The organism is Rhizobium esperanzae, from assembly GCF_014197615.1.
Lineage (GTDB): Bacteria > Pseudomonadota > Alphaproteobacteria > Rhizobiales > Rhizobiaceae > Rhizobium > Rhizobium esperanzae_A.
Genome location: NZ_JACIFY010000005.1, coordinates 21,240 through 46,424, shown reverse-complemented (window position 1 = coordinate 46,424; position 25,185 = coordinate 21,240). Strand labels below are relative to the sequence as shown.

At 64.0% G+C, this 25,185-nt stretch carries 23 protein-coding genes; 7 read left to right on the top strand and 16 right to left on the bottom strand.

The window, feature by feature from the left end; all coding sequences use genetic code 11:
* The first annotated feature begins 56 nt into the window (after positions 1 to 56).
* A complete protein-coding gene (locus tag GGD57_RS08445; protein ID WP_184468684.1) occupies positions 57 to 1,640 on the top strand; it encodes a peptide chain release factor 3 in 1,584 nt (527 codons plus the stop codon).
* Between the two features lie 215 nt (positions 1,641 to 1,855).
* Here the strand turns inward: GGD57_RS08445 and GGD57_RS08440 are convergent, their stop codons facing one another.
* From GGD57_RS08440 to GGD57_RS08425, 4 genes are all read right to left on the bottom strand, one after another.
* Positions 1,856 to 2,257: a GFA family protein gene (locus GGD57_RS08440; protein WP_184468682.1), complete on the bottom strand. Its 402-nt coding sequence runs from the start codon at positions 2,255 to 2,257 to the stop codon at positions 1,856 to 1,858.
* An 11-nt stretch (positions 2,258 to 2,268) separates the two neighbouring features.
* Complete coding sequence (locus GGD57_RS08435) at positions 2,269 to 3,798, bottom strand: S10 family peptidase (protein ID WP_184468680.1); 1,530 nt, start codon at positions 3,796 to 3,798, stop codon at positions 2,269 to 2,271.
* 102 nt (positions 3,799 to 3,900) lie between these two features.
* On the bottom strand, positions 3,901 to 5,190 hold the full coding sequence (locus tag GGD57_RS08430) for a CynX/NimT family MFS transporter (protein ID WP_184468678.1): 1,290 nt from the start codon (positions 5,188 to 5,190) through the stop codon (positions 3,901 to 3,903).
* Positions 5,187 to 5,864, bottom strand: a complete 678-nt coding sequence (locus GGD57_RS08425) for a FadR/GntR family transcriptional regulator (RefSeq protein ID WP_184468676.1) — start codon at positions 5,862 to 5,864, stop codon at positions 5,187 to 5,189. The genes GGD57_RS08430 and GGD57_RS08425 overlap by 4 nt, the downstream gene beginning before the upstream one ends.
* 508 nt (positions 5,865 to 6,372) lie before the next feature.
* Here GGD57_RS08425 and GGD57_RS08420 point away from each other — a divergent pair.
* Positions 6,373 to 7,182, top strand: coding sequence for a class II glutamine amidotransferase (locus GGD57_RS08420; protein WP_184468673.1), 810 nt, complete (start codon positions 6,373 to 6,375; stop codon positions 7,180 to 7,182).
* On the opposite strand, the gene coaBC is transcribed toward GGD57_RS08420, so the two are convergent.
* Both coaBC and GGD57_RS08410 read right to left on the bottom strand, forming a co-directional pair.
* Complete coding sequence (gene coaBC, locus GGD57_RS08415) at positions 7,169 to 8,380, bottom strand: bifunctional phosphopantothenoylcysteine decarboxylase/phosphopantothenate--cysteine ligase CoaBC (protein WP_184468671.1); 1,212 nt, start codon at positions 8,378 to 8,380, stop codon at positions 7,169 to 7,171. The genes GGD57_RS08420 and coaBC overlap by 14 nt on opposite strands.
* Before the next feature lie 213 nt (positions 8,381 to 8,593).
* On the bottom strand, positions 8,594 to 9,358 hold the full coding sequence (locus tag GGD57_RS08410; protein ID WP_184468670.1) for an SDR family oxidoreductase: 765 nt from the start codon (positions 9,356 to 9,358) through the stop codon (positions 8,594 to 8,596).
* A gap of 126 nt (positions 9,359 to 9,484) precedes the next feature.
* Here GGD57_RS08410 and GGD57_RS08405 point away from each other — a divergent pair, with 126 nt between their 5' ends.
* Together GGD57_RS08405 and GGD57_RS08400 are read left to right on the top strand one after the other, a co-directional pair.
* Entirely contained in the window at positions 9,485 to 10,390 is a 906-nt protein-coding gene (locus tag GGD57_RS08405; protein WP_184468668.1) for a LysR family transcriptional regulator, read from the top strand.
* A gap of 26 nt (positions 10,391 to 10,416) precedes the next feature.
* Complete coding sequence (locus GGD57_RS08400; RefSeq protein ID WP_184469152.1) at positions 10,417 to 11,664, top strand: MFS transporter; 1,248 nt, start codon at positions 10,417 to 10,419, stop codon at positions 11,662 to 11,664.
* A 15-nt stretch (positions 11,665 to 11,679) separates the two neighbouring features.
* Here the strand turns inward: GGD57_RS08400 and GGD57_RS08395 are convergent, their stop codons facing one another.
* From GGD57_RS08395 to ubiE, 10 genes are all read right to left on the bottom strand, one after another.
* Entirely contained in the window at positions 11,680 to 12,072 is a 393-nt protein-coding gene (locus GGD57_RS08395) for a type II toxin-antitoxin system VapC family toxin (protein WP_184468666.1), read from the bottom strand.
* Complete coding sequence (locus GGD57_RS08390; RefSeq protein WP_184468664.1) at positions 12,069 to 12,311, bottom strand: antitoxin; 243 nt, start codon at positions 12,309 to 12,311, stop codon at positions 12,069 to 12,071. The genes GGD57_RS08395 and GGD57_RS08390 overlap by 4 nt, the downstream gene beginning before the upstream one ends.
* Before the next feature lie 53 nt (positions 12,312 to 12,364).
* Entirely contained in the window at positions 12,365 to 14,026 is a 1,662-nt protein-coding gene (locus GGD57_RS08385) for a urocanate hydratase (protein ID WP_184468662.1), read from the bottom strand.
* Positions 14,027 to 14,091: 65 nt separating this feature from the next.
* A complete protein-coding gene (locus tag GGD57_RS08380) occupies positions 14,092 to 14,421 on the bottom strand; it encodes a TfoX/Sxy family protein (RefSeq protein ID WP_184468660.1) in 330 nt (109 codons plus the stop codon).
* A 3-nt stretch (positions 14,422 to 14,424) separates the two neighbouring features.
* Positions 14,425 to 15,522: a DUF917 domain-containing protein gene (locus GGD57_RS08375; RefSeq protein ID WP_184468658.1), complete on the bottom strand. Its 1,098-nt coding sequence runs from the start codon at positions 15,520 to 15,522 to the stop codon at positions 14,425 to 14,427.
* The gene (locus GGD57_RS08370; protein WP_184468656.1) at positions 15,503 to 16,783 is read right to left on the bottom strand and encodes a Zn-dependent hydrolase; all 1,281 of its coding nucleotides are present in this window, start codon (positions 16,781 to 16,783) and stop codon (positions 15,503 to 15,505) included. The genes GGD57_RS08375 and GGD57_RS08370 overlap by 20 nt, the downstream gene beginning before the upstream one ends.
* On the bottom strand, positions 16,780 to 18,159 hold the full coding sequence (locus GGD57_RS08365; RefSeq protein WP_184468654.1) for a dihydroorotase: 1,380 nt from the start codon (positions 18,157 to 18,159) through the stop codon (positions 16,780 to 16,782). The genes GGD57_RS08370 and GGD57_RS08365 overlap by 4 nt, the downstream gene beginning before the upstream one ends.
* Positions 18,160 to 18,172: 13 nt before the next feature.
* Entirely contained in the window at positions 18,173 to 19,762 is a 1,590-nt protein-coding gene (locus GGD57_RS08360; protein ID WP_184468652.1) for an aromatic amino acid lyase, read from the bottom strand.
* A 138-nt stretch (positions 19,763 to 19,900) separates the two neighbouring features.
* A complete protein-coding gene (ubiB, locus tag GGD57_RS08355) occupies positions 19,901 to 21,475 on the bottom strand; it encodes a 2-polyprenylphenol 6-hydroxylase (RefSeq protein ID WP_184468650.1) in 1,575 nt (524 codons plus the stop codon).
* 48 nt (positions 21,476 to 21,523) lie between these two features.
* The gene (ubiE, locus tag GGD57_RS08350) at positions 21,524 to 22,300 is read right to left on the bottom strand and encodes a bifunctional demethylmenaquinone methyltransferase/2-methoxy-6-polyprenyl-1,4-benzoquinol methylase UbiE (protein ID WP_184468648.1); all 777 of its coding nucleotides are present in this window, start codon (positions 22,298 to 22,300) and stop codon (positions 21,524 to 21,526) included.
* 148 nt (positions 22,301 to 22,448) lie between these two features.
* Here ubiE and mutM point away from each other — a divergent pair, with 148 nt between their 5' ends.
* From mutM to rpsT, 3 genes are all read left to right on the top strand, one after another.
* On the top strand, positions 22,449 to 23,339 hold the full coding sequence (mutM, locus tag GGD57_RS08345) for a bifunctional DNA-formamidopyrimidine glycosylase/DNA-(apurinic or apyrimidinic site) lyase (protein WP_184468646.1): 891 nt from the start codon (positions 22,449 to 22,451) through the stop codon (positions 23,337 to 23,339).
* A gap of 22 nt (positions 23,340 to 23,361) precedes the next feature.
* Positions 23,362 to 24,135: an enoyl-CoA hydratase gene (locus GGD57_RS08340; RefSeq protein ID WP_184468644.1), complete on the top strand. Its 774-nt coding sequence runs from the start codon at positions 23,362 to 23,364 to the stop codon at positions 24,133 to 24,135.
* 191 nt (positions 24,136 to 24,326) lie between these two features.
* The gene (gene rpsT, locus GGD57_RS08335) at positions 24,327 to 24,605 is read left to right on the top strand and encodes a 30S ribosomal protein S20 (RefSeq protein ID WP_184468642.1); all 279 of its coding nucleotides are present in this window, start codon (positions 24,327 to 24,329) and stop codon (positions 24,603 to 24,605) included.
* The last annotated feature ends 580 nt before the right edge of the window (positions 24,606 to 25,185 follow it).

Here is a 25,185-nt window from a genome sequence, read left to right as displayed (position 1 = left end):
TTGCATTGCCGGGCTTTAATCGCTAGATACGCCGCAATTCCACAGGATTCATAATCATGGCCGAAAGCCTCGCCGAGGCGGTCTCCCGCCGCCGCACATTCGCTATTATCGCCCACCCGGACGCGGGCAAGACGACGCTCACCGAGAAGCTGCTGCTGTTCGGCGGCGCCATTCAGCTTGCCGGCGAAGTCAAGGCGAAGAAGGACCGCATGCAGACGCGCTCCGACTGGATGAAGATCGAGCGCGAGCGCGGCATCTCTGTCGTCACCTCGGTGATGACCTTCGAATATAACGACAATGTCTTCAACATCCTCGATACCCCTGGCCACGAGGATTTCGCCGACGACACCTATCGCACGCTGACGGCAGTCGATGCCGCCGTCATGGTCATCGATGCCGCCAAGGGTATCGAACCGCGCACGCTGAAGCTCTTCGAAGTCTGCCGCATGCGCGATATCCCGATCATCACCTTCATCAACAAGATGGATAGGGAAAGCCGCGATCCCTTCGAGATCCTCGATGAGGTGGAAGAGAAACTGGCGCTGGATACGGCGCCGATCACCTGGCCGATCGGCCGCTCGAAGACCTTCTGCGGTTCCTACAATATCGCCGCCAACACGGTGCGCGGATCGGATACCGAAGTCGAGGGAACGCCGGTCAACGGCCCGCAGAGCGTTGCCGGCAGGCTGCCGGAAAACGAGCGCCAGGCCTTCGTCGACGAGACCGAGCTGGCGATCGAAGCCTGCCGCCCCTTCGACCGCCAAGCCTTCCTGGAAGGCCACATGACGCCGGTCTTTTTCGGCTCGGCGTTGCGCAATTTCGGCGTGCGCGACCTCATCAACGCGCTCGGCGAGTTCGCGCCGCCGCCGCGTGATCAGGTCGCCGACACCAGGACCGTGCATGCGACCGACGACAAGATGACGGCCTTCGTCTTCAAGATCCAGGCCAACATGGACCCCAACCACCGCGACCGTATCGCCTTTGCCCGCATCTGCTCCGGCAAGCTCGAGCGCGGCATGAAGGCAAGGCTTGCCCGCACCGGCAAGCAGCTCGGTCTGACGGCGCCGCAATTCTTCTTCGCCTCGCAGCGCCAGCTCGCCGACACCGCCTATGCCGGCGATGTCGTCGGCATTCCCAATCACGGCACGCTCCGTATCGGCGATACGCTGACCGAAGGGGAAGCCCTGGTCTTCCAGGGCGTGCCGAACTTTTCGCCTGAAATTCTGCGCCGCGTGCGCCTGGAAGATGCGATGAAGGCGAAGAAACTCAAGGAAGCCCTGCAGCAGATGGCCGAAGAAGGCGTCGTGCAGCTGTTTTCGCCGGAAGACGGCTCACCGGCAATCGTCGGCGTCGTCGGCGCCCTGCAGCTCGACGTCCTGAAGGAGCGGCTGATGGCCGAATACGGCCTGCCGGTCTCCTTCGAAATGTCGCGTTTCTCCGTCTGCCGCTGGATCTCGGCCGATCAGCCGGCCGACCTGGAAAAATTCCTCACCGTCAAACGCGGCGATATCGCCCGCGATCTCGACGGCGATCCGGTCTTCCTCGCCCAGGACGGTTTCTCGCTGCGGTACGAGTCCGAGCGTCACCCGGCAATCAAGATGGTCGCCATCAAGGAATATCACGCCGCCAAGGCGGCGTGATCCCAGGGCAATTATTCCCGCGCCCTCTCTCCAGCCTCATCCTTCAGGTGTGTAGGTCAAAGGCCGAAGCCTCGAAGGACGGGGTTGGCCACCGGTCTCGGCAAATGCAGATGTTGAGCGGTATTCAGCCATCCGCCCCCGTCCTTCGAGTACGGGGCACCTCAGGACGAGGGCTGGTCGTTGTGCGTGCCACCTGAAGTAAGCCTGCCGGCCTGCTAACCCTCGCGATCAAATCGCGGCAGCAGCTCGATGTTCTCCACGCCGGGCAAAGCCGAGCGGCACCATATCTGTTTCCTGGGCGGCAGGTCCCGCCGCTGGTCGATTCCGCCGAGGCGGATGCCGATTGCGGCGCCGTCGCCGTCGGTGCGGTAGAGCGGCGATCCGCAATTGGGGCAGAAGAATTGCCGGCTGAGACGGCCGCTGTCGCCATATTTCGTATAGCCGCGCGGTGTGCCCGAAACGAGCGCGAAACTGTCCGGCCGCGCCGGCGCGGTGACGCGATAGGCCGAGCCCGTCAGCCGCTGGCAATCGGTGCAGTGGCAGATCGAGACCCGTTCCGGATCGATCTCCGCCTGGTAGCGGATCGCGCCGCAGTGGCATCCCCCGGTAATATGCATCGGCAAGGTCCTCAGTCCGCCGGCTGCACAGCCGGCCTCGTGGCGTAGAAAGCCTTCGCATCCGCCGTGAAGGCGGCCCGCTGATCGGCATTCGTATAGAACATATGGCCGCCGCGATAAAGTTTCAGACCGACACGGCCGGCGGCAAGCGACGGCGGCAGGTGGTCGACCACATAGCGGCTCACCCCGTAAGGCGTCACCAGGTCGCTGTAGCCATGGGCGATCAGCAGATGGAAGGCCGGGTTCGATGCGAGCAGCTGCCTGACGTCGTCGGTGGCGCTCGCCTGGGAGCGCGAACCGCCGCCGCGCCCGCCCCATTCCCAGCGCCGGCTGATATCGCTGTCGAGCAGCGAATAGGTCATTTCGGTTTTGAAGCCGAGCTGGTTGCGGGCATAGTCGGCGAAGGCGCCGCCATAGGCGCGGGTGAAACCGTCGAGGATGGCATCGTCGCCGCGGTCGTAATCCGATTCCGGATAGGGGTCGGCGGTGACAAAGGCGGCGTCGTAGGGGCTCGTCACCACGCCGCTGCCGGCGTCGGAATGTTTGATGAAGGAATTGCCGAGAAAGCCGCGATTGCGGGTGACGATATCCTGAGGAATGCCTGTCAGCCCGGCGATCCTGCCATAGAAGGCCGCGGCTTCGGCGCCGGTCGGCGGCGGCCCGGCCAGGGTCGTCAGATAGTCGCCGAGCGCGAAGGCTTCCGTCTGCTTCTGCGTCTGCTCGTCAAAGGCGTTGCGCCGGTCGAGTTCGGCCGCCGCCAGCGACGGCAGCTCCAGGGCGGCGCCGAGCGCGAACCGATCGGCGTCGAACATCAACTGGCCCTCGAGCAGCGGTGAGAGCATCACGGCGCCGGCAATGATGATGCCCTGGCTTTCCTGCAGCGCTGAGGCGACCTTGGCGGCGCGGAAGCCGCCATAACTCTCGCCGAGAAGATATTTCGGCGAATTCGAGCGGTTGTTGTGCGCGACATAGAGGGCGATCGCCTTGGCGATGCTTTGGGCGTCCGAGTTGACGTTGTAATAGTTGGACGCATCGTCGGCCTTCACCGTCCGGCTCCAGCCGGTGCCGATCGGATCGATCAGCACGAGATCGGTGAAATCGAGCCAGCTTTGCGGGTTGTCGACGAGTTTCGCATTGGAGCCGTCGCGCCCCTCAGGCCCGAAGTCGAGCACCTCGGGCCCGACCAGCCCGAGATGCAGGAAGGCGGAAGCTGCACCCGGGCCGCCATTGAAGGCAAAGGTCAGCGGCCGGTCCGGCCCCGCATCCCTCGCGACATAGGCGGTGTAGAAGATCGCGCCGGTCCGGGCTCCGTCCTGGCCGAAGAGATCGAGCGTGCCGGCGGTGGCGGTATAGGCGAGCTTCCGGCCGCCGATCGTCAGCTCGTGTTTGGTGACGGAATCGGCCGGCAGCAGCTTCAGCACGCCCTCGCGCGCATCGCTTTCGACATTGGCCTTCTGGTGAGCGCTTTCCTGTGCCGGGGAAAGGGCAGGGGCGAGCGACCCGGCAAGGGCTGCAAGCAGAAACAGCAGATGTAAACGCAAGATGTCTCCTCCGGCGCTGCGTGATGTGAGCTTGAGATAGCGCAGCATCCGGGATCGGCGACGGGCATCAAGAGATGGTGATGGGCGCGCCAGTGAGAGGGCTCAGCCAGCCCTCTCGACAGCGTGCACATTGATCTCGACTGCCCGGCCGGCCTTCCAGCCGTTGATTGCCGCTCCGAGCCCGAGCGCGACGAAGAGGACCGCGCACCAGGAAAAGCTTCCCGTCCAGCCGCGGATGAGGCCGACGATCAGCGGGCCGATCGCGGCAAGCAGGTAACCGACGCATTGCGCCATGCCGGACAGATGGGCGGCGACATCGGGATCGCGCGAGCGCAGCACGATCGTCGTCATGGCCGCGGCGATCAGCCCGCCCTGGCCGATGCCCTGCAGCACCGCCCACAGCCAGACTGTCGACAGCGGCGCAAACAGCAGGCCGAGCAGCGCGGTCACGGCGACGCCGCAGAGGCTGGCATTGATCAGCTGCTGGTCCTTCCCGCGCACGGCAATATGCGGCACGATGAGGCAGGAAGCGGCCTGCACCATCACCGAGAGCGAAACGATCGCCCCTGATGTAACGCCGTCGAGGCCGCGTTCGCGCAGGATCGGAACCAGCCAGCCGAAGACGCAATAGGCAAGCGCCGACTGCAGCCCCATGAACAGCGTTACCTGCCAGGCGAGCCGGTCCCGCCACAGGCCTTTGACGTGAAACCCGTTGCGCCGTGCCTGGCCGCCGCTGCGCAGAACCTGCGGCAGCCAGATCAGGCCGACGGCAAGCGCCGGCAGCGCCCAGACGGCGAGCGCGCCTTCGAGAGAGCCACCGAGCGCGTGCTCGATCGGCAGCGTCAGCCCGGCCGCACTTGCCGCACCGGCGCAGAGCGCCATCGTGTAGAAGCCGGTCATCAGCGCGGCGCGCCCGGCGAAATCCCGCTTTACCAGCCCCGGCAGCAGCACGTTGCCGACGGCGATGCAGGCGCCGGCCAGCGCCGTGCCGATGAAGAGCAGCGGCACGGAGGAAAACCCGCGCAAACCGGTGCCGAGCGCCAGGAGCAGGACAACGCCGAGCAGCGTGCGCTCTGTCCCAAGGCGCTGGGCCAGGCGAGGCGCAAGCGGCGAAAAGGCGCCGAGGCAGACGACCGGAAGGGTGGTCAGCAGGCTGGCGCCGAGCGCAGTGAGCCCGAGTTCGGCACGGATCTCAGGCAGGAGCGCCGAGGCGCTTGAAAAGACCGGGCGCAGGTTGAAAGCGATCAGCACCAGACTTGCGCCCAGCAGAAAACGATCCGCAGCACCGCGCACCGGTGTTGCCTGCGGCGGTGGAAGGCTGCCGGCCTCGGCGTCGACAAGCAGGTCGTCGGCGGCGTCGAGTGCATCGATATCGGCGGAGGGCATGGTCATGACAGGATCATCCGCTCGAGGGCGGCAAGAACCGGCGCCATGAAGCCGCGCACCGCCGCATCCGCCTTGTCGGGATCGCCGGTTTCGATGGCGTCGACGATATCCGCATGCGCCTGCATGTCCGGTTCGGGAATATCCTTGCCGAGCGTCGCCGCGATGGTATCGGCGATCGAGGCCGAGAAGAAATCGTAGATCTCGATCATCGCCCGGTTGCCGGATGCGGCGATAATGGCCTTGTGGAAGGCAAGGTCGCGCTCGATGAAAGCGGCCTGATCGCCGCCGTCGTAACTGCCGCGTTCGGCAAGCAGCCGGCGAAGCCCGGCGATGGTCTGCGGCGTCTTGCGGACTGCCGTCAGCCGGGCGGCCTCGACATCGAGCGCCAGTCGCGCTTCGAACTGGTCGCGCAGGCTGGCGCGCCGCGCCATGGTCAGCGGCCGGCCGGCATCGCTGGTCGAGCGCACATAGGTTCCAGATCCCTGCCGTGTCTCGAGATAGCCCTGGGAGACCAGAACCCGCACCGCCTCGCGCACCGTGCCGCGGCTGACGGAGAGCATGGCCGACAGCGAGGCTTCGTTCGGCAATTTCTCGCCGACCGCCCAGCGTTTGCCGAGAATATCGCCGCGGATCGCTTCGATCGCCTCATCGGCGAGATTGGTCTTGCTGAGTGCGCGCATTCCATTACTCATAAAGTCATCCGATGACTTTATGAGTAATGGAATTTGATTGTTTCGTCAACGCGCTCATCTCCCACAATAAAAAAGGGCCGCCTCAGCGACCCTTTCCATGAGTTTGGCCTCGAACTGGCCTGGACTGTCGATGCAGCCCCAGGGAAGGCGGGGATTAGTGCGAGGGCTGCCTCGCTTTCATCACCTCTCCCATGCCCGTTACGAGGTCCGAAATCTCATTAGACATTGGATCACCTTCCTTTCGTTCTGTTGCCGATGGAGGAAAAGTAGGCCGATTCGTTCCAGATGCAAGAAGAAATCCGTGAAATGCTTCGCCTCTGCCCGCTCGACTGTTCACAAGAGAAGACAAGCTTTCGCCGAATTTGAACATCCAAGCGTCACGAATCCGTCATCTTGCGATTGCAAATCGGCGGCGCGTTAAGCTGTTGTTAGCTGCGTCGTTCGACAATTTAGAGCATGCCCGCCGGTGCGGCGGCGGGTCCGGAGCAAGAAAACCATGTGTCGCTGGGCAGCCTATCGCGGAGACCCTCTCTATCTCGAGGAGCTGGTATCCTCGCCCGCCCATTCGCTGATCGAGCAGTCCCATTGCGCCACCCGCGCCAAGACGGCGACGAACGGCGATGGCTTCGGCATCGCCTGGTATGGCGACAGGCCCGAGCCCGGCCGCTACCGCGATATCCTGCCGGCCTGGTCGGATTGCAATCTGAAGAGCCTGGCGCGGCAGATCCGCTCGCCGCTCTTCCTCGCCCATGTCAGGGCCGCCACCGGCGGCGGCACGCGCCGCGACAACTGCCATCCCTTCACCCACGGCATATGGTCCTTCATGCATAACGGCCAGATCTCCGGCTTCGAGCGCCTGCGCCGGCCGATGGAGGCGATGCTCGACGACGAACTGTTCAATGCCCGCGGCGGCACCACCGATTCCGAGCTGATGTTCCTGCTGGCGCTACAGTTCGGCCTGCGCGAGGCGCCGGTTGCCGCCATGGCCGATATGATCGGTGTCGTCGAAGACCTGGCCGAAAGCCTCATCGGATCGATCCTGCTGCGTTTCACCGCAGCCTTTTCCGACGGCAACACGCTCTATGCGATCCGCTATGCCACCGATCGCAAGGCGCCGACGCTCTATGCCTCGCCGGTTGGTGCGGGCTATTGCCTGGTATCCGAGCCGTTGAACGATGATGTCGATGCCTGGGCGGAGATCCCGGACGGCAGCGCCGTCACCGTCGGCAAAAACGGCATCGATGTCGCCGACTTCCGCCCGCAAAAGCGCGCCGCCAAGCCTCAGCGCATCGCTATTTCTGCCTGAAGCGCTCGGCGATCAGCGCTGCCAGCCTTTCGGCAACCTCCTCCTTCGCGAGGTCAGGCCATTGCTCGACGCCGTCGCGGCGAATGAGTTTGACGCTGTTGCGGCTGCCGCCCATGATGCCGGTCGCAGGCGAGACGTCGTTGGCGACGATCATGTCGGCGCCTTTTCTCTCGAGCTTTGCCTTCGCATTGTTTTCGACGTCCTGCGTCTCGGCGGCAAAGCCGATCACCAGCTTCGGCCGCATCGTGTGATGTCCCAGGGTCTTCAGGATGTCCGGATTCTCGGTCAGCGCCAGCGTCGGAATGGATTCGCCCGGATGTTTCTTCAGCTTCTGGTCGGCGGCCGAGGCGACGCGCCAGTCGGCAACTGCGGCGACCATCACGGCGATGTCGGCCGGCAGCGCCGCCAGCACGGCATCGCGCATTTCCTCGGCCCGCTCGACGTGGATGACGTTGACGCCGACCGGATCGGCGATCGTCACCGGCCCGGATACCAGCGTCACCTCGGCGCCGAGCTTGGCAAGGGCCGCGGCGATCGCATGGCCCTGCCGGCCGGAGGAGCGGTTGGCGATGTAGCGCACCGGATCGATCGGCTCATGGGTCGGTCCCGACGTGACGATCGCCTTGCGTCCCGTCAGCGGCTTTTCTCCGTCGTCGAGCAGGGTTTCGGCGGCCGCGACGATTTCCAGCGGTTCCGCCATCCGGCCGAGCCCGGCCTCGCGGCTCTCGGCCATCTCGCCGGCCATCGGCCCGACGAAGCGCACGCCGTCGGCTCTCAGCGTCGCCGCATTGCGCCGCGTCGCCGGATGCGCCCACATTCTGGGATTCATCGCCGGCGCCGCCAGCACCGGCCGGTCGGTCGCCAGCAGCACGGTCGAGGCAAGATCGTCGGCAAGCCCGTTCGCCATCTTCGCCATCAGATCGGCCGTGGCAGGGGCGATGATCACGAGGTCGCAGTCGCGCGCCAGCCTGATATGGCCGACATCCTGTTCGTCCTGGCGTGAAAACAGATCGAGGAAGACATGATCCGCCGCCAATGCGCCGACGGCAAGCGGCGTGACGAATTCCTGTGCCCCCTTGGTCATGACGGGGCGGACACTGGCGCCGCGCTCGCGCAGCCGGCGGATCAGATCCAGGCTCTTATAGGCGGCAATGCCGCCCGAAATGATGAGGAGGATGCGTTTTCCGCTGAGAGCCATGGCTTTCTACCCGTCGCCTTTTCTGACTAGCCCGACCCTAAGCCTTTGGCGGAGAACATGCAATCGCGGGCAGAAAGGCATCGGATCTGCTCGAGAGCGGCGAATGATTGCGTCGAAAGAAAGACCCCTCCCCAACCCCTCCCCACAAGGGGAGGGGCTAACGCGCCGGGTTGGGGAGGGGTCTTCTCCAGGTCGATGGCGGCCCTCGCCGCCTCAACTGCGGGTGATCGAAATGCCGCCGTCGACCAGAGAAGCCGTGCCGGTGACGAAGCTTGCATCGTCGGAGGCGAGGTAGAGAACCGCGCGGGCGATTTCTTCCGGGGTCGCGACGCGCTTCAGCGCATGCATGGCGGTGACGGCGGCCTGCTTCTCCGTCGTATCGTTCACGTCGCGGTACATGTCGGTATCGACGGCGCCCGGCAGGATGGCATTGACGCGCACGCTCCGAGGCCCGAATTCGGCGGCGAGCGCCTGCGTCAGGCCGATCAGGCCGGATTTGCTGGCGGCATAGGCGGCAATACCGGGAAAGGCGAAACTGTAGCCGACGAAGGTCGAGGTGAAGATCACCGAACCGCCGCCATTGTCCGCCATCGCGCCGATCTGATGTTTGGCAGCGAGAAAGGAGGCCGTCAGATTGACGGCCAGCGCCTCGCTGAAGCCTGCTTCCGAGACACCGGTGCTCGGACCGGCTTCGCCGATGATACCGGCATTGTTGAAAGCGATGTCGAGCTTGCCATAGTTGCTCACGGCTGCCGCCACCAGCGCCTTATGATAGTCTTCCGAGCGGACATCGCCGGCAACGGCGATGGCATCGCCGCCTTCGGCCTTGATCTCCGCAACGAGGCTGTCGAGTTCGCGCTGGCGGCGGGCGCCGACGACGACCTTGGCACCTTCGGCGGCAAAGAGCTTTGCGGTGACGCGGCCGATGCCGGAGCTTGCGCCGGTGACGATCGCGACCTTGTTGTTGAGGCGGTTCATGCTTCCATCTCCTGTGTTGGCGGTGAGGCGGCCCTTGCCGTCCCTTTCGTTGAATGGAAGATGGCATTTTCCTTTCGTTCGGATTAGTCTCCAGATGATGAAACTCGAATTCGGAAAAACCGAACGATGATCAAGGTCGAAGGCATTGCCGCTTTCGTCGCCGTGGTGGAGGCAGGCTCGATCAGCGAGGCGGCCCGGCGGCTCAGGCTGTCCAAGTCCGTCATTAGCGAAAGGCTGGCGGATCTGGAGAAGTCGCTCGGCGGCATCCTGCTGCACCGAACGACGCGCAAGCTCACTCTGACGGAGGACGGTGCGGCCTTCCTGGAACGGGCGACGCGCATCGTGCGCGAGATCGACGAGGCCGCCGCCGATATGGCGGAGCGGCGCGGAACGCTCTCCGGACCGATCCGTATCGCCGCCCCCGTCACCTTCGGCCGCATGCATCTCGGACCGGCGCTTTATCCCTTTCTTGCCGAACATCCCGATATCGAACTGACGCTCGATATCGACGACCGGCGGGTCGATGCCGCCTCGGACGGCTATGATGCCGTCATCCGCAACGGCCCGATCGCCGACAGCCGGCTGGTCGCCTGGAAACTCACCCGCAGCCGTCGGCTTCTCTGCGCATCGCCGGATTATCTCGCCCGTGAGGGCACGCCGTCGTCGCTGGCGAGCCTCAACAGCCATCGCGGCATTTTCTACACCAATCGCGGCGTTGCCGACTGGCGCTTCCAGACCCCGCAAGGCGCGATCCTCGTCCGTGCGAAACTGGCGCTCGGTATGAACAATGGCGACATGCTCCGCGACGCCGCGGTTGCCGGTCTCGGCATCGCACTGCTGCCTGCCTTCATCGCCGGCCCGGCCATCCGCGAGGGACTACTTGCCGAAATCGACGTCGGTCACCGGCCGGAAGCCGAATTCATCTATATGGCTCATCCCGAGGGGCGAAATCCCTCCGCCAAGCTGCGCGCCATCGCCGATCACCTGAAGAAGAGTTTTGGCGATCCGCCCTATTGGGATCCGACGGGCTGATGACCACAGAAGACAGGGATGAAGAGATGCCGGCAGCACAGGCCGTGAAGACCTCCGGCAAGGCCGCGCTGCCGGGACAAAAATACTATCTCACGCGCGGCACCGGCGCCTATCGCCGCGCCAGCCTGGCGCTCTTCCTCTCCGGTTTCTCCACCTTCTCGCTGCTCTATTGCGTCCAGCCGCTGCTGCCGGTCTTCGCGCAGGAATTCGCCGTCAGCCCGGCTGAAAGCTCGCTGTCGTTATCGCTCTCCACCGGCTTTCTGGCGCTTGCCATTATCTGTGCCGCCGCCGTCTCGGAAGGCCTTGGCCGCCGCGGCCTGATGTCGCTGTCGCTTGTCGGCGCGGCGTTGCTGACGCTTGCCACGGCATTCGCCCCGAGCTGGCACACGCTGCTCGTCATCCGCGCCCTGCAGGGCCTCGTTCTCGGCGGCGTGCCGGCCGTTGCCATGGCCTATCTCGCCGAGGAAATCGATCCGCGCGGCCTCGGCGCCACGATGGGCCTCTATGTCGGCGGCACGGCCTTCGGCGGCATGTCCGGCCGCGTGCTCACAGGCATCTTCGCCGAATATCTCGGCTGGCGCCCGGCGCTCTTCCTCATCGGCGCCATCGGCCTTGCCGCCGCGATCGGCTTCATCGCCCTGCTGCCGCCGTCACGGAATTTCCTCCGCCGGCCGGGCTTCGATCCGCGCTTCCATGTGAAAGCCTGGCTCGGGCATCTGGCAAATCCGGCGCTGCCCTTGCTCTTTTCCATCGCCTTCCTGGCGATGGGCTCCTTCGTGACCATCTACAATTACGCCGGTTTCCGCCTGGTGGCGCCGCCTTACGGCCTCAACCAGACGGAACTCGGCCTGATCTTCACCGTCTATCTCTTCGGCATCGGCGCCGCCTCGATCGGCGGCCTGATCGGAGACCGGATCGGGCACTTCCGCGTTCTTCTCTTCGGTCTCGCACTGACGGCTTGCGGCAGCGCGCTGACGCTCTTTGCGTCCCTCCCGGTCATCATTCTCGGCATCGTCGTGCTGACGACCGGCTTCTTCATGAGCCATTCCATCGCCAGCGGCCTTGTCGGCAAGCTTGCGCTTGGCAATAAAGGCCATGCTTCATCCATCTACATGCTGGCCTATTATGTCGGCTCCAGCCTCATGGGCTCGGCCGGCGGCTGGTTCTTCGCCGTCGAAGGCTGGGCCGCCGTCGTCGCCTTCACCCTTGCCATGCTGGCGCTGGCCTTTATCTCAGCCTGTGTCGCGCAGCACTTCGCGAGGAATGTCCGATAATCTGGAGCGATGGAACTAACGCTCCCAATTCTCCACCCGCAACTCCGCCACGCGTTCGAATTCTCTGAGATTGCGGGTAATCACGGTTAGGTCACGTGCGACGGCCTGGCCGGCAATCAACACGTCGTAGGGTCCGATCGGCGTTCCCGATGCATGCAGCGCCGCGCGGATTTCCCCCGCCTTGCGTGCGTCGTTCCGATCGAACTCCAAGATGGAAAATTGCAGCGCGTCGATCCGCGCCAGGTTTTCGTGGATACGAAGGCTTTTATAGGCGCCGTAAAACAGTTCATGCGCGACGATTGCAGGCACGGCGAAATCATGCGGCCGGTGTCTGCTCAGTTCGGCGATCAGCCCCTCATTGCCTTTCATGAGGGCAATAACGGCATTGGTGTCGAGCAGGTATTTCATTTGAAGAAGTCGAGTTCGGCCCGCTCCTGCGGCGCAGGCTGCTCCTCCGCCGCCATCGCAAAGTCCGGATCAACCGGGCCGATCACACCGGCAAGCCATTCCCAATCATCGGAAATCGGCTCAAGAATGATCGCACGCCCCTGCCGCCGAATTGCGACGATATCGCCTTCGAAGCGAAATTCCTTGGGAAGCCGTACGGCTTGAGAACGTCCCGACCAGAAGATTTTTGCTGTTTCCATGTCATAGCTCTCGATGAGATATGACAATGATATATAGCAATCTCCGATCCGTTTCAACCGAGCCTTATATAGGGCACGTCCTTCTTCGCCACCTCATCCAGCGCCTCCTCGTAGCCGGCATCGGCATATCGCATGACGCCGAGCGCCGTATCGTTGGTCAGCGCATGGTCGAGCCGTTCGTCGGCGGCATCGGTGCCGTCGGCAACGACGGTCACGCCGCAGCTCGTCATGTAACCGGCATAACCGCCGCCGCCCGAATGGACGACGACGAGATCGGCCATCGAGGAGCAGAGCATCATCGCATCGATGAGCGGCCAGTCGGCAATGGCGTCGGAACCGTCCTTCATGCGCTCCGTCATGATGTTCGGATGCGCCATGGCGCCGGCATCGAGATGGTCGCGTGAAAAGGCGATCGGACCTTTGAGCTCGCCACTGGCGACCAGTTCGTTGACGCGGCGCGCCAGCGCCGTGCGCTCGCCGTGGCCGAGCCAGGCAATACGCGCCGGCAACCCTTCGAAGGGAATATGCTCGCGCGCCAGCCTGATCCAGTTGGTGATGATCTTGTTGTCGGGGAACATCTCGAGCAGCAGATCGTCGATGCGGGCGATATCGCTCTCCTCACCCGAGAGCGCCATCCACCGGAAGGGGCCGATGGCGCGGGCAAAGAGTGGCCGCAGATAGGCTTCGGTAAAGATCGGAATGTCGAAAGCATTGGCAACGCCGCCTTCGCGGGCCTGCGTGCGGATGAGATTGCCATTGTCGAAGACTTCCGAACCGCGCTTCTGGAATTCCAGCATCGCGGTCACGTGCTCTACGATAGAGGCGCGGCTGGCAGCCATCAGTTGGCCCTGGCCGTCATCGCGCAGTCCCTTCACCTGATCGATGCTCATGCCCTTCGGCACATAGCCGTAGACGAGGTCATGCGCCGAGGTCTGGTCGGTAACGACATCGGGCACGATGCCGCGCCGGGCGATCTCCGGATAAATTTCCGCCGCATTGCCGACGAGACCGATGGAAAGCGCCCGCTTTTCCTTCACCGCCGCATCGATCATCGACAGCGCGCTGTCGAGATCAGGCGCGATCTCCTGCAGGTAACCGATCTGCTGGCGCTTGCGGGCGCGTTCCGGATCGATATCGATGCAGAGGATGGCAGCACCCGCCATGCGGCCGGCAAGCGGCTGCGCGCCGCCCATGCCGCCAAGCCCGGCCGTCAGCACGAAACGGCCATGAAGATCGCCGCCGAACCGGCGCTCGGCAATACGCATGAAGATCTCGTAGGTGCCCTGGATGACGCCCTGGCTGCCGATATATTGCCAGGCGCCGGCCGTCAGTCCGCCCCAGCAGATCAGGCCCTTGCGCTGCAGCTCGTAGAAGACCTCGGCCTTGGCCCATTGGCCGACAATGTTGCAATTCGCCATGATGACGAGGGGCGCCTTGGCATGGGTCTTCACGAGGCCGATCGGCTTGCCGGACTGGATGAGCAACGTCTGGTCCTCATCCATCTCGGCCAGCGCCTTGACGATACCGCGATGCGCCGCCCAGTTGCGCGCTGCCTTGCCGAGCGCGGCATAGACCACGAGATTGTCGGGGTCTTCGCCGACCGAGAGCACGTTTTCCAGAAGCCGCAGCAGCGCTTCCTGTCGCCAGCCCTTGGCGCGCAGCTCCGGTCCGCCGGGGATCGGAAATTTCGGATGGCGTGGATTGGCCTTCGGCATCTTGGGTTCCTCGCTTGGTTTTCTGTTTTCCCCTTCTCGTCGCCCAGGGAGAAGAAGAAACGGCCTCACTTGCCCGGCAGCGATTCCACATAGGCGAGCGCCGCATCGAGCAGACGCCGTCTCAGCGCATCGTCGCCGTAAGCCTCGGCTTTGGCGCGCACCCAGCCATGCATGATCCGCTCGCCCATCGACATCTGGATCACGCCCGGCAGCGCCAGCGCCCAGCCGTCATTGCCCTTGCCGAGACGGACCAGCATGCCGTCGCTGCGGGCGCCGCAGAGAAGGTTGCCGTTCAGCAGGAAGGCCCAGCCGCCGAACATGGATTTTTCGGTAAGGCCAGGCCGATCGCCGAGCGTCTCACGCAGCAGTTCTTCCAATCCCCGATCGCGCGCCATGGCTCAGGCCCTCGCCGCCAGCGCATAATGCGCGATCTCGATCCCCATCGCCTTCTCGACGACGGGATAGACGGCCGGATCGAGCACGCTTGCCGACAGTGGAATGATCTCCATCGGCACATGCAGGATGAAGACAGGCATGTCCTCGCGCAGCTGGCCGACGCTCAGCGGCTCGCCCTCCGGCGACAGCGTGGTGATGACAGCGGGAAAAGTGGCAAGCCGCCCGCCATCGGCATTATCGACCGCCATATATTCGTTCATCACATGCAGCGTCACCGATTTTTCACCCGCGCCGACGCTGATCGTGCCGATGTCGAAGGCTTCCCTGGTGTAGATGACCTCCTTGCGGGTGATGATGCCTTCGGCAAGGATATGGCCGCCGGTCGTCTTGCAGATCGCGTCGATGACTTGAGATGCGCCGCGTTTCTCCGCCGCGATAATTGCTTCGCCGAGCGCAAGCGCCATCGAGATGCCGCCGAGTGCAGCATGGCTGCGGACATAGGACGCCCTCAGCGGATTGCGGCAGCTGGCGATGAAACCGCCGGATTGATCGGCGGCGGCGCGCAGCACCGGCGAGATCTTCGCCGTCGCGCCCTTCACCACCAGCTCGATATAGCGGTTCTCTGCGCGATTGCCGCCGACGGCGGTCTGGATCATCGGCTCGGGCGATCCGGCCATGCCGATCGAGCCCATGTCGCCTGTCGGATGGGCGCGGATATCGCCGACCGCGTCGACCACCTTAGTGCCGAGGATCGCCGATGGCAGCCAGCCGTTCAGCGTCGAGGATTTGCCGTTCTGGCCGATGATCAGCCCGGAGAGTTTTTCGCCCAGCGCCTCCTGTAAGAGCTGCACCGCCTTCACATAATCGATGCCCTGCATTTCCCAGGGGGTAGTCGAGGCCGGCGCGCCGATCGCGGCTGCCGTCGCGATCCAGTCCTCGTCCTTCAGCTCGTCGATCGAGACCAGCTCCGGCTTGCCGACATTGACAGCGGCATAACCCAGCATGCGGCCGTGATCGGCCCAGCCGCCACCGCCGGCGGCATAGACGGAGCCGCCCTTGACGGCGGCTTCCACGTCCTTCTCAACCAGTATGCGCCCCATCGGCCTTCTCCTCGCTCGAATTTTTGTCTATCTCGCGCACCGCCTCGAACAGCACGGCGGCGCCGAGCGCGATATCGTCATTGTCAGCCCATTCGTCGGGGCAATGGCTGCGGCCGGCCCGGCAGGGCACGAAGATCATTGCCGCCGGCGCCACCTTGGCGATCCACGCCGTATCGTGCCCTGCGCCGGAGGCCATGCGCCGGTATTTTGCGCCGACGTGTTCGCAGGCGATCTCCAGCGTCGAGAGCAGGCCGGCATCGCCAGGTGTCGGCTGATTGTCGGAAACCCGGTGCGGCGCCTTGATCGTGACGCCGTAGGCGGTGGCGAGCTTCTCGACATGGCCGTCGAGCCAGCGGCAGAAGGCGTCCATGTCGGCGCGGATCTCGGCGCGGCCATCGATCAGCAGCACCACTTTCGACGGCACGACATTGGCCGCGTTCGGTTCGATCCTGAATTCGCCGACCGTCGCGGCGAAGTGGCCCGGCGTCTTGGCAAGCTCGGCGGCGGCATTGCGGATGTCGAGCACCAGCTGTGATGCTGCCACCAGGGCATCCGCCCGTCGCTCCATCGGCGTCGTGCCGGCGTGGTCGGCGCGGCCTGCGACGGTGATCTCGATGCGGGTGATGCCCGAGATCGCGGTGACGATGCCGATATCCTCCCTCTCGGCTTCGAGCACCGGTCCCTGCTCGATATGAAGCTCGAGAAAGCCCGCTATATCGGACCTCTTCTGCTGCATCAGCACATCGGGCTCGCCGCCCACCTGGGCAATACCCTCGGCAAGGTCGAGGCCGCCGCTGACGCGCGAAAGCCAGGCTTCCGGCAATTGCCCGGTCATGCCGCGGCTGCCGATGCAGGAGACGCCGAAGATGCTCACCTCCTCGGCGAGAAAATCGACGATCTCGAGATCGTGGTCGAGCTCGATAGCCTGATCGCCAAGCGCACGCGCCACCTCCAGCGCCGAGATGACGCCGGCAATGCCGTCGAAGCGGCCGCCGTCCGGCACCGTGTCGGAATGCGAACCGAGCATGATCGTGCCGAGCCAGGGTTTGCGGCCGGTGCGCCGGCCGATCAGATTGCCGGCGGCATCGATCCGGGTTTCCAGCCCCGCTGCCTTCATCCGCGCTTCGAGATAGGCCCGGCCGTCGAGAAAGAGCGGCGAGAAGGCCCGCCGTGTCCAGGGATGCCCCGGCTCGGTGATTGCGGCGAGCGCCTCGATATCCCCGGCGATTCGGCCGGCATTGACGGGCAGATTGCGGCTCATGTCCCGGCTCCCGCAATGACCTGGCGCGGCAGCGGCCGCACGAACCGCCCGGTGCCGGGCGCGGCCAGCACCTTCCCGCCCTCGGCGATCTTTTTGCCGCGCAGGTAGGTGGCGGTAACGCTCCAGGGCAGGCGAATGCCGTTGTACGGGCTCCAGCCGACGACATTGTTGCCGCTCGCGGCGGCATCATAGACGCTGTCGCGTGGTTCGAGCACGGTGATATCGGCATCCCTACCCGGGGTCAGCGCCCCCTTGATATGGTCGAGCCGGAAATGTTTTGCCGGGTTCTCCGCCATCAGCCGGGCGGCCCAGGTCAGCGGAATGCCGCGCTCGAGAGCGCCTTTGACGAAAAGCGGCACCATCACCTCGAGGCCGGGAACGCCGGAGGCGTTGGCGAGCATGTCGGGATTGGTCTTACGGTTCTCAGACCAGCTGACGTGATCGGTCGAGACCAGCCAGACATCGCCCTCCGCCACCTTGCGCCAGAGCCTCTCCACCTCGGCGCGCGGCCGCAGCGGCGGATTGATCTTCGCCTTGCCGCCGAGGCGCTTCACGTCGTTATCCTCGTCGAGCGTCAGGTAATGAATGCAGCACTCGACGGTCGCCGCAAAGCCGTCGCGGCGATAGGCGCGGGCGATATCGTAGCCGCGCCCGAGCGAGCAGTGCACCACATGCGCCGGGCAGTGGGTTATGGTACCCGTCTCGAAGATCGTATGCATCGCCAGGAGCTCGGTAATCGGCGGCCGCGACAGGCCGTGCGCCCGCCAGTCGGTGACGCCGCTCGCCTTCACCTGCTCCATATAGCTGCGCACCGCCTCGTCGTCTTCATTGTGCACGCCGGCCGTCAGTCCCGTCGGGGCGATAGCCGCAAAACAGGCGTCGAGCAGGGCAGGGGGAATGCGGGGAAAACGCTTCGGGTCGGTGCCGAAGGTCGAAAACTTGAAGGCTGCGACACCCGCTTCCGCCATCTCGGCAATTCGCGCCGGGCCTTCTTCCGGATCGACGGTGCCGTAAAGCGCGAAATCGACCCGCGCCTGCGGGCTTGCATGGTCGATCTTGCGTTTGACCGCCGCTGCCGAGCAGACGAGATCGCCTTCGTCATAGGGCATGTCGACGATCGTGGTAACGCCGCCCGCGGCCGCCGAGCGTGTCGACCAGATGAAATCCTCCTGATCCTTCTGGGACAGCGAATGCACCTGCGCGTCGATCGCGCCGGGCAGGATCAGCGCTCTTCCGAGCAGATGACGTTCACGCGCCGCCGGCGGCACGCCGAGGCCGACCTCGGCAATCCTGCCGTCGCGCACCGCGACATAACCCTGTTCGAGAATGCGGTCCGGCAGCACCACAGTGCCCTGCAGAACGAGATCGAAATCCATGCCGCTTGCCTTTCTAAGCTGAAATCAGGGGCTCGTGGCGGGTCAGCCGCTCGCCGATGCGATCCAGCGCGCCCAGCGCGAAGAAATCGTCGAAGGACGCGATCGGAACCTGCTCGGTCAGCTTCGAAAGGAAGTCGTCCGAACCCAGTTCTTCCTCGATCGCCTCCACCTCGGCCGAAAGCGGCCGATCGACCGTATAGAAATCCGCATGTTTGCGCACGACCTCGTAGAGCATGGCGGCGACCCCCTTCGGTTCATCGCCGAGAATGTCGATCGCCTGGGCCGACAGCAGCGCCTCGAGTGCTGCCAGGCGCTTCAGCGCCTGCATCTGCCGCTCGAAGCGCTCGATAACAAGCGGCAGGAAAGCCGCCTCGTCCTCCAGCCCGGCTGCGACGACAAGCGACTGCGCCGAGACCGGATTGGACATCGACAAAACGCGCGAAAAGATTTCGCCGGCAAGCTTGATGATGGGCCCGAAACCGGTGGCGATCCGCCCCGGCGGCACCAGATTGACCGGCAGGTCGCGCCGCTGGCCGTTGCCGAGAATGACGCAGCGGTTGAAGGCGTTGCGCGCCGCATGCGCCATGCAGAGTGCGGCGGATTCGAGCAGGATCGTCACATCGAGCGGCAGCGAACCGCCCGATGTCATCACCCGGCCTTCGACGACGACCGGATTGTCGTCCGAACGCCCGGTGGCGGCCAGGATCTTGTGGCCGGTTGAAAGCAGGTTTTCGATCACCGCGCCGAACACCTGGGCGATCATCCGCAGGCTGAGCGGATCCTGCACATGCGTCGCAACGGGCCAGTTCCAGTCGTCGGAGGCGTTGCAGAGCCAGGCGCCGATCAGCGCCTCGCGCGCCGTGCCGACATGGCGCACCGCCTTCCAGGGATCACGCGATGCGCCGAGCGCGCCTGATGCCATCATTGCCGTCGCCAGCAGGATGCGGATCGAGGCCGCGGCATTGCGCGTCGTCTCCGCCGCCGCCGCAAAACTCACCGCATTGATGCTGAGCGAAGCGAGGCTGTCGCGCGGCGCCATCCGTACCGGCTGCAGACCCGCCGCCCGGAAGGCGTCGGCTGCCTGCATCCGGTTGCCGCGATAGACCGCTTCGCCGACGCCGGTCAGCACCGCGCCGATCTGCCCCATCAAGCCTATATCGGCGCAGCCGATCGAGCCGGTGCGGCGCACGACCGGGATGAGATCGGCTTCCAGCATGGTGATATAGGCCTGGATCAGTTCCGGCGTGCAGCCGACCTGGCCGGTCAGCGCCGTATTGACGCGGATCGCCATGGCATTGCGCACGACGTTGCAGGAAAACGGCGTGCCGGTGCCGAAGTGATGGGCGCGCACCAGGCCGAGATTGAAAGTGTCGAGTTCGTCGGCCGACCACTCCACATCCTTCATGGCGCCGACGCCCGTCGTCGCGCCGTAGACCGGCATGCCGGAGGCAATCGCATCCTCGACGATTTCGCGGGCGATGGCGATGCGGGCCATGCCGGTCGCCGAAGCCGAAATCGTCACCTTGCCTGCCCCGATCGCCGCCATTTCGGCAAAACCGAGCGGTTGTCCGGAAAGTTCGATGCCGGGGCGTTCCTGCTGCATGTGCCTATCTCCTGGAACAGGATGATTCTAGACCGGATCGGCCAAAATCTGAATCCCTGTTCTGAATGCGAGACTAAGCGAGCCCTTCGTCACATGGGATATCCAAAATGCCGAACACAGCATGTGTTTGGCGGGCGGTCAGCTCAGCATCCAGGCGATGTAGACAAGCGTCAATGCGATGAGCCACAGCGCAATCCTGGCCGAGCGGTTGTGCCGTGCTTCGGTCTTGCCGATCGCATCCGCCGTCTCAGCGTCGAAGCGCAGCCCGTGTTCGCTCATATGCAGGAGCTGGTGGTGGAATTTTTCGGTCTTTGCGGCAATTTCCGGCACAGCTTCGGCGAGCTTGACCGCCGCCTTCAGTCCGTCCTTGAGATCGGTGGCGATCCGCTTCGGCCCGAGATTGGTGCGGATCCAGTCGCCGACGACAGGCTCGGAGGCCTTCCACATGTTGAAGCGCGGGTTGAGCATGCGCGACACGCCTTCGACCACGACCATGGTCTTCTGCAGCATTACCAGTTCCGGCCGCGTCGCCATGTCGAAGAGTTCGGTCACCTCGAACAACAGCGTCAGCAGCTTGCCCATCGAGATCGTCTCGGCCGGCTGCCCGTGGATCGGCTCGCCGATCGCCCGGATCGCCTGGGCGAAGCTCTCGACATTGTGGTGGCCGGGCACATAGCCGGCCTCGAAATGCACCTCGGCGACACGGATATAATCGCGGGTGATGAAGCCGTAGAGGATCTCGGCGAGGAACCGCCGCTCCTTCTTGCCGAGCCGCCCGACGATGCCCATGTCGACGGCGACGATCATGCCGTCCGCATCGACGAAGAGGTTGCCCGGATGCATGTCGGCATGGAAGAAGCCGTCGCGCAGCGTGTGGCGCAGGAACGACTGGATCAGCGTATCGGCAAGCAGGTTGAGATCGTGGCCGGCAGCCCGCAGGCCCTCGACATCGGACATTCTCGTGCCGTCGATCCACTCCATGGTGATGACGTCGCGCCCGGTGCGCTCCCAGTCGACCTTCGGCACGCGGAAACCGGGGTCTCTCTCGGTATTTTCGGCAATCTCGGAAAGTGCGGCCGCCTCCAGGCGAAGATCCATCTCCACCTTCGTCGTCTGCTCCAGCGTCTTCGTCACCTCGACCGGCCGCAGCCGCCGGCTGGAGGGCAGGAAACGCTCCTGCATGTGGGCGACGAGATACATCGCCTCGATGTCGTGGACAAAACGCTGGCGCACGCCGGGCCGCACGATCTTGACGGCGACCTTCTTGCGGCCTTGCGATGTCTCGACTTCAGCCGGATGCACCTGGGCGATCGAGGCGGCGGCGATCGGATCGCCGAAGCTCGCATAGAGCTCGCCGACAGGCCGCCCGAGCGATCCCTCGATATTGGCCTTGGCGGCGGCAGACGGAAAGAAGGCCATCCGGTCCTGCAGCTGCGACAGATCGTTGGCGAATTCGACGCCGACGACGTCAGGCCGCGTCGCCAGGAACTGCCCGATCTTCACATAGGAGGGGCCAAGCCGCTCGACGGCCTGCGCCAATCGGTCGCTGCGCTTCTGATGCCTTGCCTTGCTCCGCTCGAAAATCGTGACGAAGGATTTGGCAAGCGCGATCGGCGGCGGCAGGCCTTCGGACGGAAGCGCCGACACGACGCCCTCGCGCACGAGCACCCAGCCGACGCGCCAGAGGCGGAAATAGGCTCCGAAAGTGCTCATGCTGAAATGCCCCGCCGAGGGAGGTTCGTCTTTTTTTCCTTCATTCCCTCAGAGCTTCCAGCCGGAATGCAGGGCGGCAATGCCGCCGGTATAATTGGTGTAGGAGACGCGCGAAAAGCCCGCCTGGCGGATCATTGCCGCGAAATTCTCCTGGTTGGGGAACTTGCGGATCGATTCCACCAGATATTGGTAGGGTTCGGCATCGCCGGTGATCGCCTTGCCGAATTGCGGAATGGCGTTGAACGACCAGGCGTCGTAGATCTTGTCGAGAAGCGGCATCCCGACTTCGGAAAATTCGAGCACCAGCAGCCGTCCGCCGCGCTTCAGCACGCGATAGGCTTCCGACAGCGCCGCATCGATCCGCGGCACGTTGCGGATGCCGAAGGCGATCGTATAGGCGTCGAAGCTGGCGGCTTCGAAAGGCAGTTCCTCGGCATTCGCCTCGACGAAGGTGAGATTGCCGGACAGTTTCTTCTTTTCCGCCCGCTCGGCGCCGACGCCGAGCATCGAGCCGTTGATGTCGAGCACGGTCGCATGCGCCTGCCGACCCGAAGCCTCGACGATGCGGAAGGCGATGTCGCCCGTGCCGCCGGCGACGTCGAGCACCTTGTAACCCGGCTCCTTGCGCGGGTTGAGCGCCGAAATCATCGCATCCTTCCAGGCGCGATGCATGCCCATCGACATGACGTCGTTCATGATGTCGTAGCGCTTGGCGACCTTGTGGAACACCTCGTTGACGAGGCCCTGCTTCTCGCCGCCCGGCACCTCGCGGAAGCCGTAGGAGGTCTCCATGCCGCCATCGGCGGAAGTGCGGCTTTCTGACATCAGGCTGCTCCGTTTCTTGAAGATCGGCGCGGCGGCCATAGCGAAAGACCGCGCGCGACGTTATCACTGGGCCACGCTGTCCGCGGGCCACTGGCGCTATAGCGCACATCGTCCTCCGTTGAAACACGTTAGATATAGATGGGTTAAGATGCCGGAATTGCCAGAAGTCGAAACGGTCAAACGCGGGCTGGCGCCGACCATGGAGGGGGCTCGCGTCGCAAGGCTGGAACTGCGCCGCGCCGATCTGCGCTTCCCCTTTCCCGATGCTTTGGCCGAAAGGGTATCCGGCCGCACCATCGTCAGCCTCGGCCGCCGCGCCAAATATCTGCTGGTCGATCTCGACGACGGCAACACGCTGATCTCCCATCTCGGCATGTCCGGTTCTTTTCGCATCGAGGAAGGTGCGGGCTCGGCCACGCCGGGAGAATTCCACCATGCCCGCTCGAAGGACGAGAAGCACGATCACGTCGTCTTTCATCTGGAAGGTTCAGGCGGCCCGCGTCGCGTCATCTATAACGACCCGCGCCGTTTCGGTTTCATGGATATGGTGGGGCGTGCCGATCTCGCCGCCCATCCCTTCTTCCGCGATCTCGGCCCGGAGCCGACGGGAAACGAGCTCGGCGCCGCCTATCTTGCCGAACGCTTCCGCGACAAGGCGCAGCCGCTGAAGAGCGCGCTCCTGGACCAGAAGAATATTGCCGGTCTCGGCAATATCTATGTCTGCGAGGCGCTGTGGCGCTCGCATCTTTCGCCGGTCCGCGCCGCCGGCACGCTGGTGACGGCGGGCGGGCGGCCGAAGGAGCAGCTTAACCTGCTCGTCGCTGCGATCCGCGACGTTATCGCCGATGCGATCGCCGCCGGCGGATCGTCGCTGCGCGACCATATCCAGACCGACGGCTCGCTCGGCTACTTCCAGCATTCCTTCTCCGTCTATGATCGCGAAGGTCAGGCTTGCCGCACGCCCGGCTGCGGCGGTACGGTCGCCCGTATCGTCCAGGCGGGCCGCTCCACCTTCTATTGCGCCGCCTGCCAGAAATGAGAGCCAAAACCGGGAGAACAGCATGGCCTATGAGACCCTGATCGTCGAAACCCGAGGCAATGTCGGCCTTATCACGCTGAACCGCCCGCAGGCGCTGAACGCGCTGAACTCCACCGTCCTGAAGGAGTTGAAGCAGGCCTATGCCGCCTTCCATGCCGACGAGGCGGTCGGCGCGATCGTGCTCACCGGCTCCGAGCGCGCCTTTGCCGCCGGCGCCGATATCAAGGAGATGCAGCCGCTGCACTTCGCCGATATCTATAAGAGCGATTTCATCAGCGGCTGGGACGAGGTCGCCAAGGCCCGCAAGCCTGTCATCGCTGCCGTCAGCGGCTTTGCGCTCGGCGGCGGCTGCGAGCTTGCCATGATGTGCGATTTCATCATCGCTTCGGAGACGGCGAAATTCGGCCAGCCGGAAATCACGCTCGGCGTCATTCCCGGCATGGGCGGCTCGCAGCGGCTGACGCGCGCCGTCGGCAAGGCGAAGGCCATGGATCTGATCCTGACGGGCCGGATGATGGATGCCGCGGAAGCCGAACGATCGGGACTCGTTTCGCGTGTGGTGGCGCCCGAGCGTCTGCTCGACGAGGCTCTTGCCGCGGCCGAAAAGATCGCCTCGCTGTCTCAGCCCTCGGTCCTGATGGCCAAGGAGGCGGTCAACCGCGCCTTCGAGACGACGCTGGAGGAGGGCTTGCGTTTCGAGCGCCGGCTGTTTCACAGCCTCTTTGCCACCGACGACCAGAAAGAAGGCATGGCGGCCTTCGTCGAGAAGCGCAAACCGGCTTTTACGCACCGTTGAACGCTTTTCGCCGCTTCCCGCGGCAAAGCTTGAAAATCCGCGTTGACGTGGGCCGGCTTTAGAGTTATATGCCCGCCCACGGTTCGGAAAGCCGGTCTGGTTTTCCGCGATTGCTCCCGCATTGCTGGATTTTGTGGCCGCAGGGCCCGCGGTAATGGCGGAGTTTGTTCGAATTCTTGAGAGAGGCATCCATGGCCAATACAACTTCGGCGAAAAAAGCGACCCGCAAGATCGCCCGCCGTACCGACGTCAATAAGGCTCGTCGCTCGCGCGTTCGTACTTTCGTTCGCCAGGTCGAAGAGGCCATCGCATCCGGTGACGCCGCCAAGGCGAAGGAAGCTTTCCTGGCTGCTCAGCCCGAGCTTGCCCGCGCCGCCAGCAAGGGCGTCCTTCACTCCAACACGGCATCGCGCAAGGTCTCGCGCCTGGCTGCTCGTGTGAAGGCTCTTTCGGTCTCCGCGACCGCGTAATCTTCCGTTAACGACCTCCTCGTTATGATTAGCCCGGTAATTTTACCGGGCTTTTTCGATTCCGCCGATCGGCGCCTGTATGGTTAATCTCACGACTGTTTCGTGTCAGTGCCATGACAGGAAAAAGCCTTTAAAAACAAAGGCTTGCGCAAGGATGCTTCTGCACTGCGCGACTCTACCCCGACCTTCCGGGACCTAGGGGGAGTCAAGAAGATTTTTATTTTTTTTCTTTCCATGCGTGTCAAAATAGCCCGAACGGGGAATCTCCTTGATTCAAAAGCGATTCTTTTTTGACGCTGGTGTGACGCCCGAAAAGGCTGGGCGGAGTCAATGGCCGCTTCTTAATTTTGCGTAAAATTCATCGTTGATCTTGCCTTTTGATCCTGCCTAAATGGCTTCCAACAAAGGGCGCGGACATCACCTGCAGAGGCTCGGTCTTAAACTGCCACGTCGGCAGGGCGATAAGTTTGTGCCATTTGTTACGGAGCCTTGCGCTTCCGTTTTTTCAAGCACTCGACGGATTTGGGCCGTAACGTGGCTGTTACGGGCAGGGATGTTTTGTGCCTTCAGCGGCCACACG

What these genes read in the sequence shown, in the direction of transcription:
- GGD57_RS08445 (WP_184468684.1), top strand. Translation starts at nt 57, where the DNA reads ATGGCCGAAAGCCTCGCCGAGGCGGTCTCCCGCCGCCGCACATTCGCT.
- GGD57_RS08440 (WP_184468682.1), bottom strand. Translation starts at nt 2,257, where the DNA reads ATGCATATTACCGGGGGATGCCACTGCGGCGCGATCCGCTACCAGGCG.
- GGD57_RS08430 (WP_184468678.1), bottom strand. Translation starts at nt 5,190, where the DNA reads ATGACCATGCCCTCCGCCGATATCGATGCACTCGACGCCGCCGACGAC.
- GGD57_RS08425 (WP_184468676.1), bottom strand. Translation starts at nt 5,864, where the DNA reads ATGCGCGCACTCAGCAAGACCAATCTCGCCGATGAGGCGATCGAAGCG.
- GGD57_RS08420 (WP_184468673.1), top strand. Translation starts at nt 6,373, where the DNA reads ATGTGTCGCTGGGCAGCCTATCGCGGAGACCCTCTCTATCTCGAGGAG.
- coaBC (WP_184468671.1), bottom strand. Translation starts at nt 8,380, where the DNA reads ATGGCTCTCAGCGGAAAACGCATCCTCCTCATCATTTCGGGCGGCATT.
- GGD57_RS08410 (WP_184468670.1), bottom strand. Translation starts at nt 9,358, where the DNA reads ATGAACCGCCTCAACAACAAGGTCGCGATCGTCACCGGCGCAAGCTCC.
- GGD57_RS08405 (WP_184468668.1), top strand. Translation starts at nt 9,485, where the DNA reads ATGATCAAGGTCGAAGGCATTGCCGCTTTCGTCGCCGTGGTGGAGGCA.
- GGD57_RS08400 (WP_184469152.1), top strand. Translation starts at nt 10,417, where the DNA reads ATGCCGGCAGCACAGGCCGTGAAGACCTCCGGCAAGGCCGCGCTGCCG.
- GGD57_RS08395 (WP_184468666.1), bottom strand. Translation starts at nt 12,072, where the DNA reads ATGAAATACCTGCTCGACACCAATGCCGTTATTGCCCTCATGAAAGGC.
- GGD57_RS08390 (WP_184468664.1), bottom strand. Translation starts at nt 12,311, where the DNA reads ATGGAAACAGCAAAAATCTTCTGGTCGGGACGTTCTCAAGCCGTACGG.
- GGD57_RS08385 (WP_184468662.1), bottom strand. Translation starts at nt 14,026, where the DNA reads ATGCCGAAGGCCAATCCACGCCATCCGAAATTTCCGATCCCCGGCGGA.
- GGD57_RS08380 (WP_184468660.1), bottom strand. Translation starts at nt 14,421, where the DNA reads ATGGCGCGCGATCGGGGATTGGAAGAACTGCTGCGTGAGACGCTCGGC.
- GGD57_RS08375 (WP_184468658.1), bottom strand. Translation starts at nt 15,522, where the DNA reads ATGGGGCGCATACTGGTTGAGAAGGACGTGGAAGCCGCCGTCAAGGGC.
- GGD57_RS08370 (WP_184468656.1), bottom strand. Translation starts at nt 16,783, where the DNA reads ATGAGCCGCAATCTGCCCGTCAATGCCGGCCGAATCGCCGGGGATATC.
- GGD57_RS08365 (WP_184468654.1), bottom strand. Translation starts at nt 18,159, where the DNA reads ATGGATTTCGATCTCGTTCTGCAGGGCACTGTGGTGCTGCCGGACCGC.
- GGD57_RS08360 (WP_184468652.1), bottom strand. Translation starts at nt 19,762, where the DNA reads ATGCAGCAGGAACGCCCCGGCATCGAACTTTCCGGACAACCGCTCGGT.
- ubiB (WP_184468650.1), bottom strand. Translation starts at nt 21,475, where the DNA reads ATGAGCACTTTCGGAGCCTATTTCCGCCTCTGGCGCGTCGGCTGGGTG.
- ubiE (WP_184468648.1), bottom strand. Translation starts at nt 22,300, where the DNA reads ATGTCAGAAAGCCGCACTTCCGCCGATGGCGGCATGGAGACCTCCTAC.
- mutM (WP_184468646.1), top strand. Translation starts at nt 22,449, where the DNA reads ATGCCGGAATTGCCAGAAGTCGAAACGGTCAAACGCGGGCTGGCGCCG.
- GGD57_RS08340 (WP_184468644.1), top strand. Translation starts at nt 23,362, where the DNA reads ATGGCCTATGAGACCCTGATCGTCGAAACCCGAGGCAATGTCGGCCTT.
- rpsT (WP_184468642.1), top strand. Translation starts at nt 24,327, where the DNA reads ATGGCCAATACAACTTCGGCGAAAAAAGCGACCCGCAAGATCGCCCGC.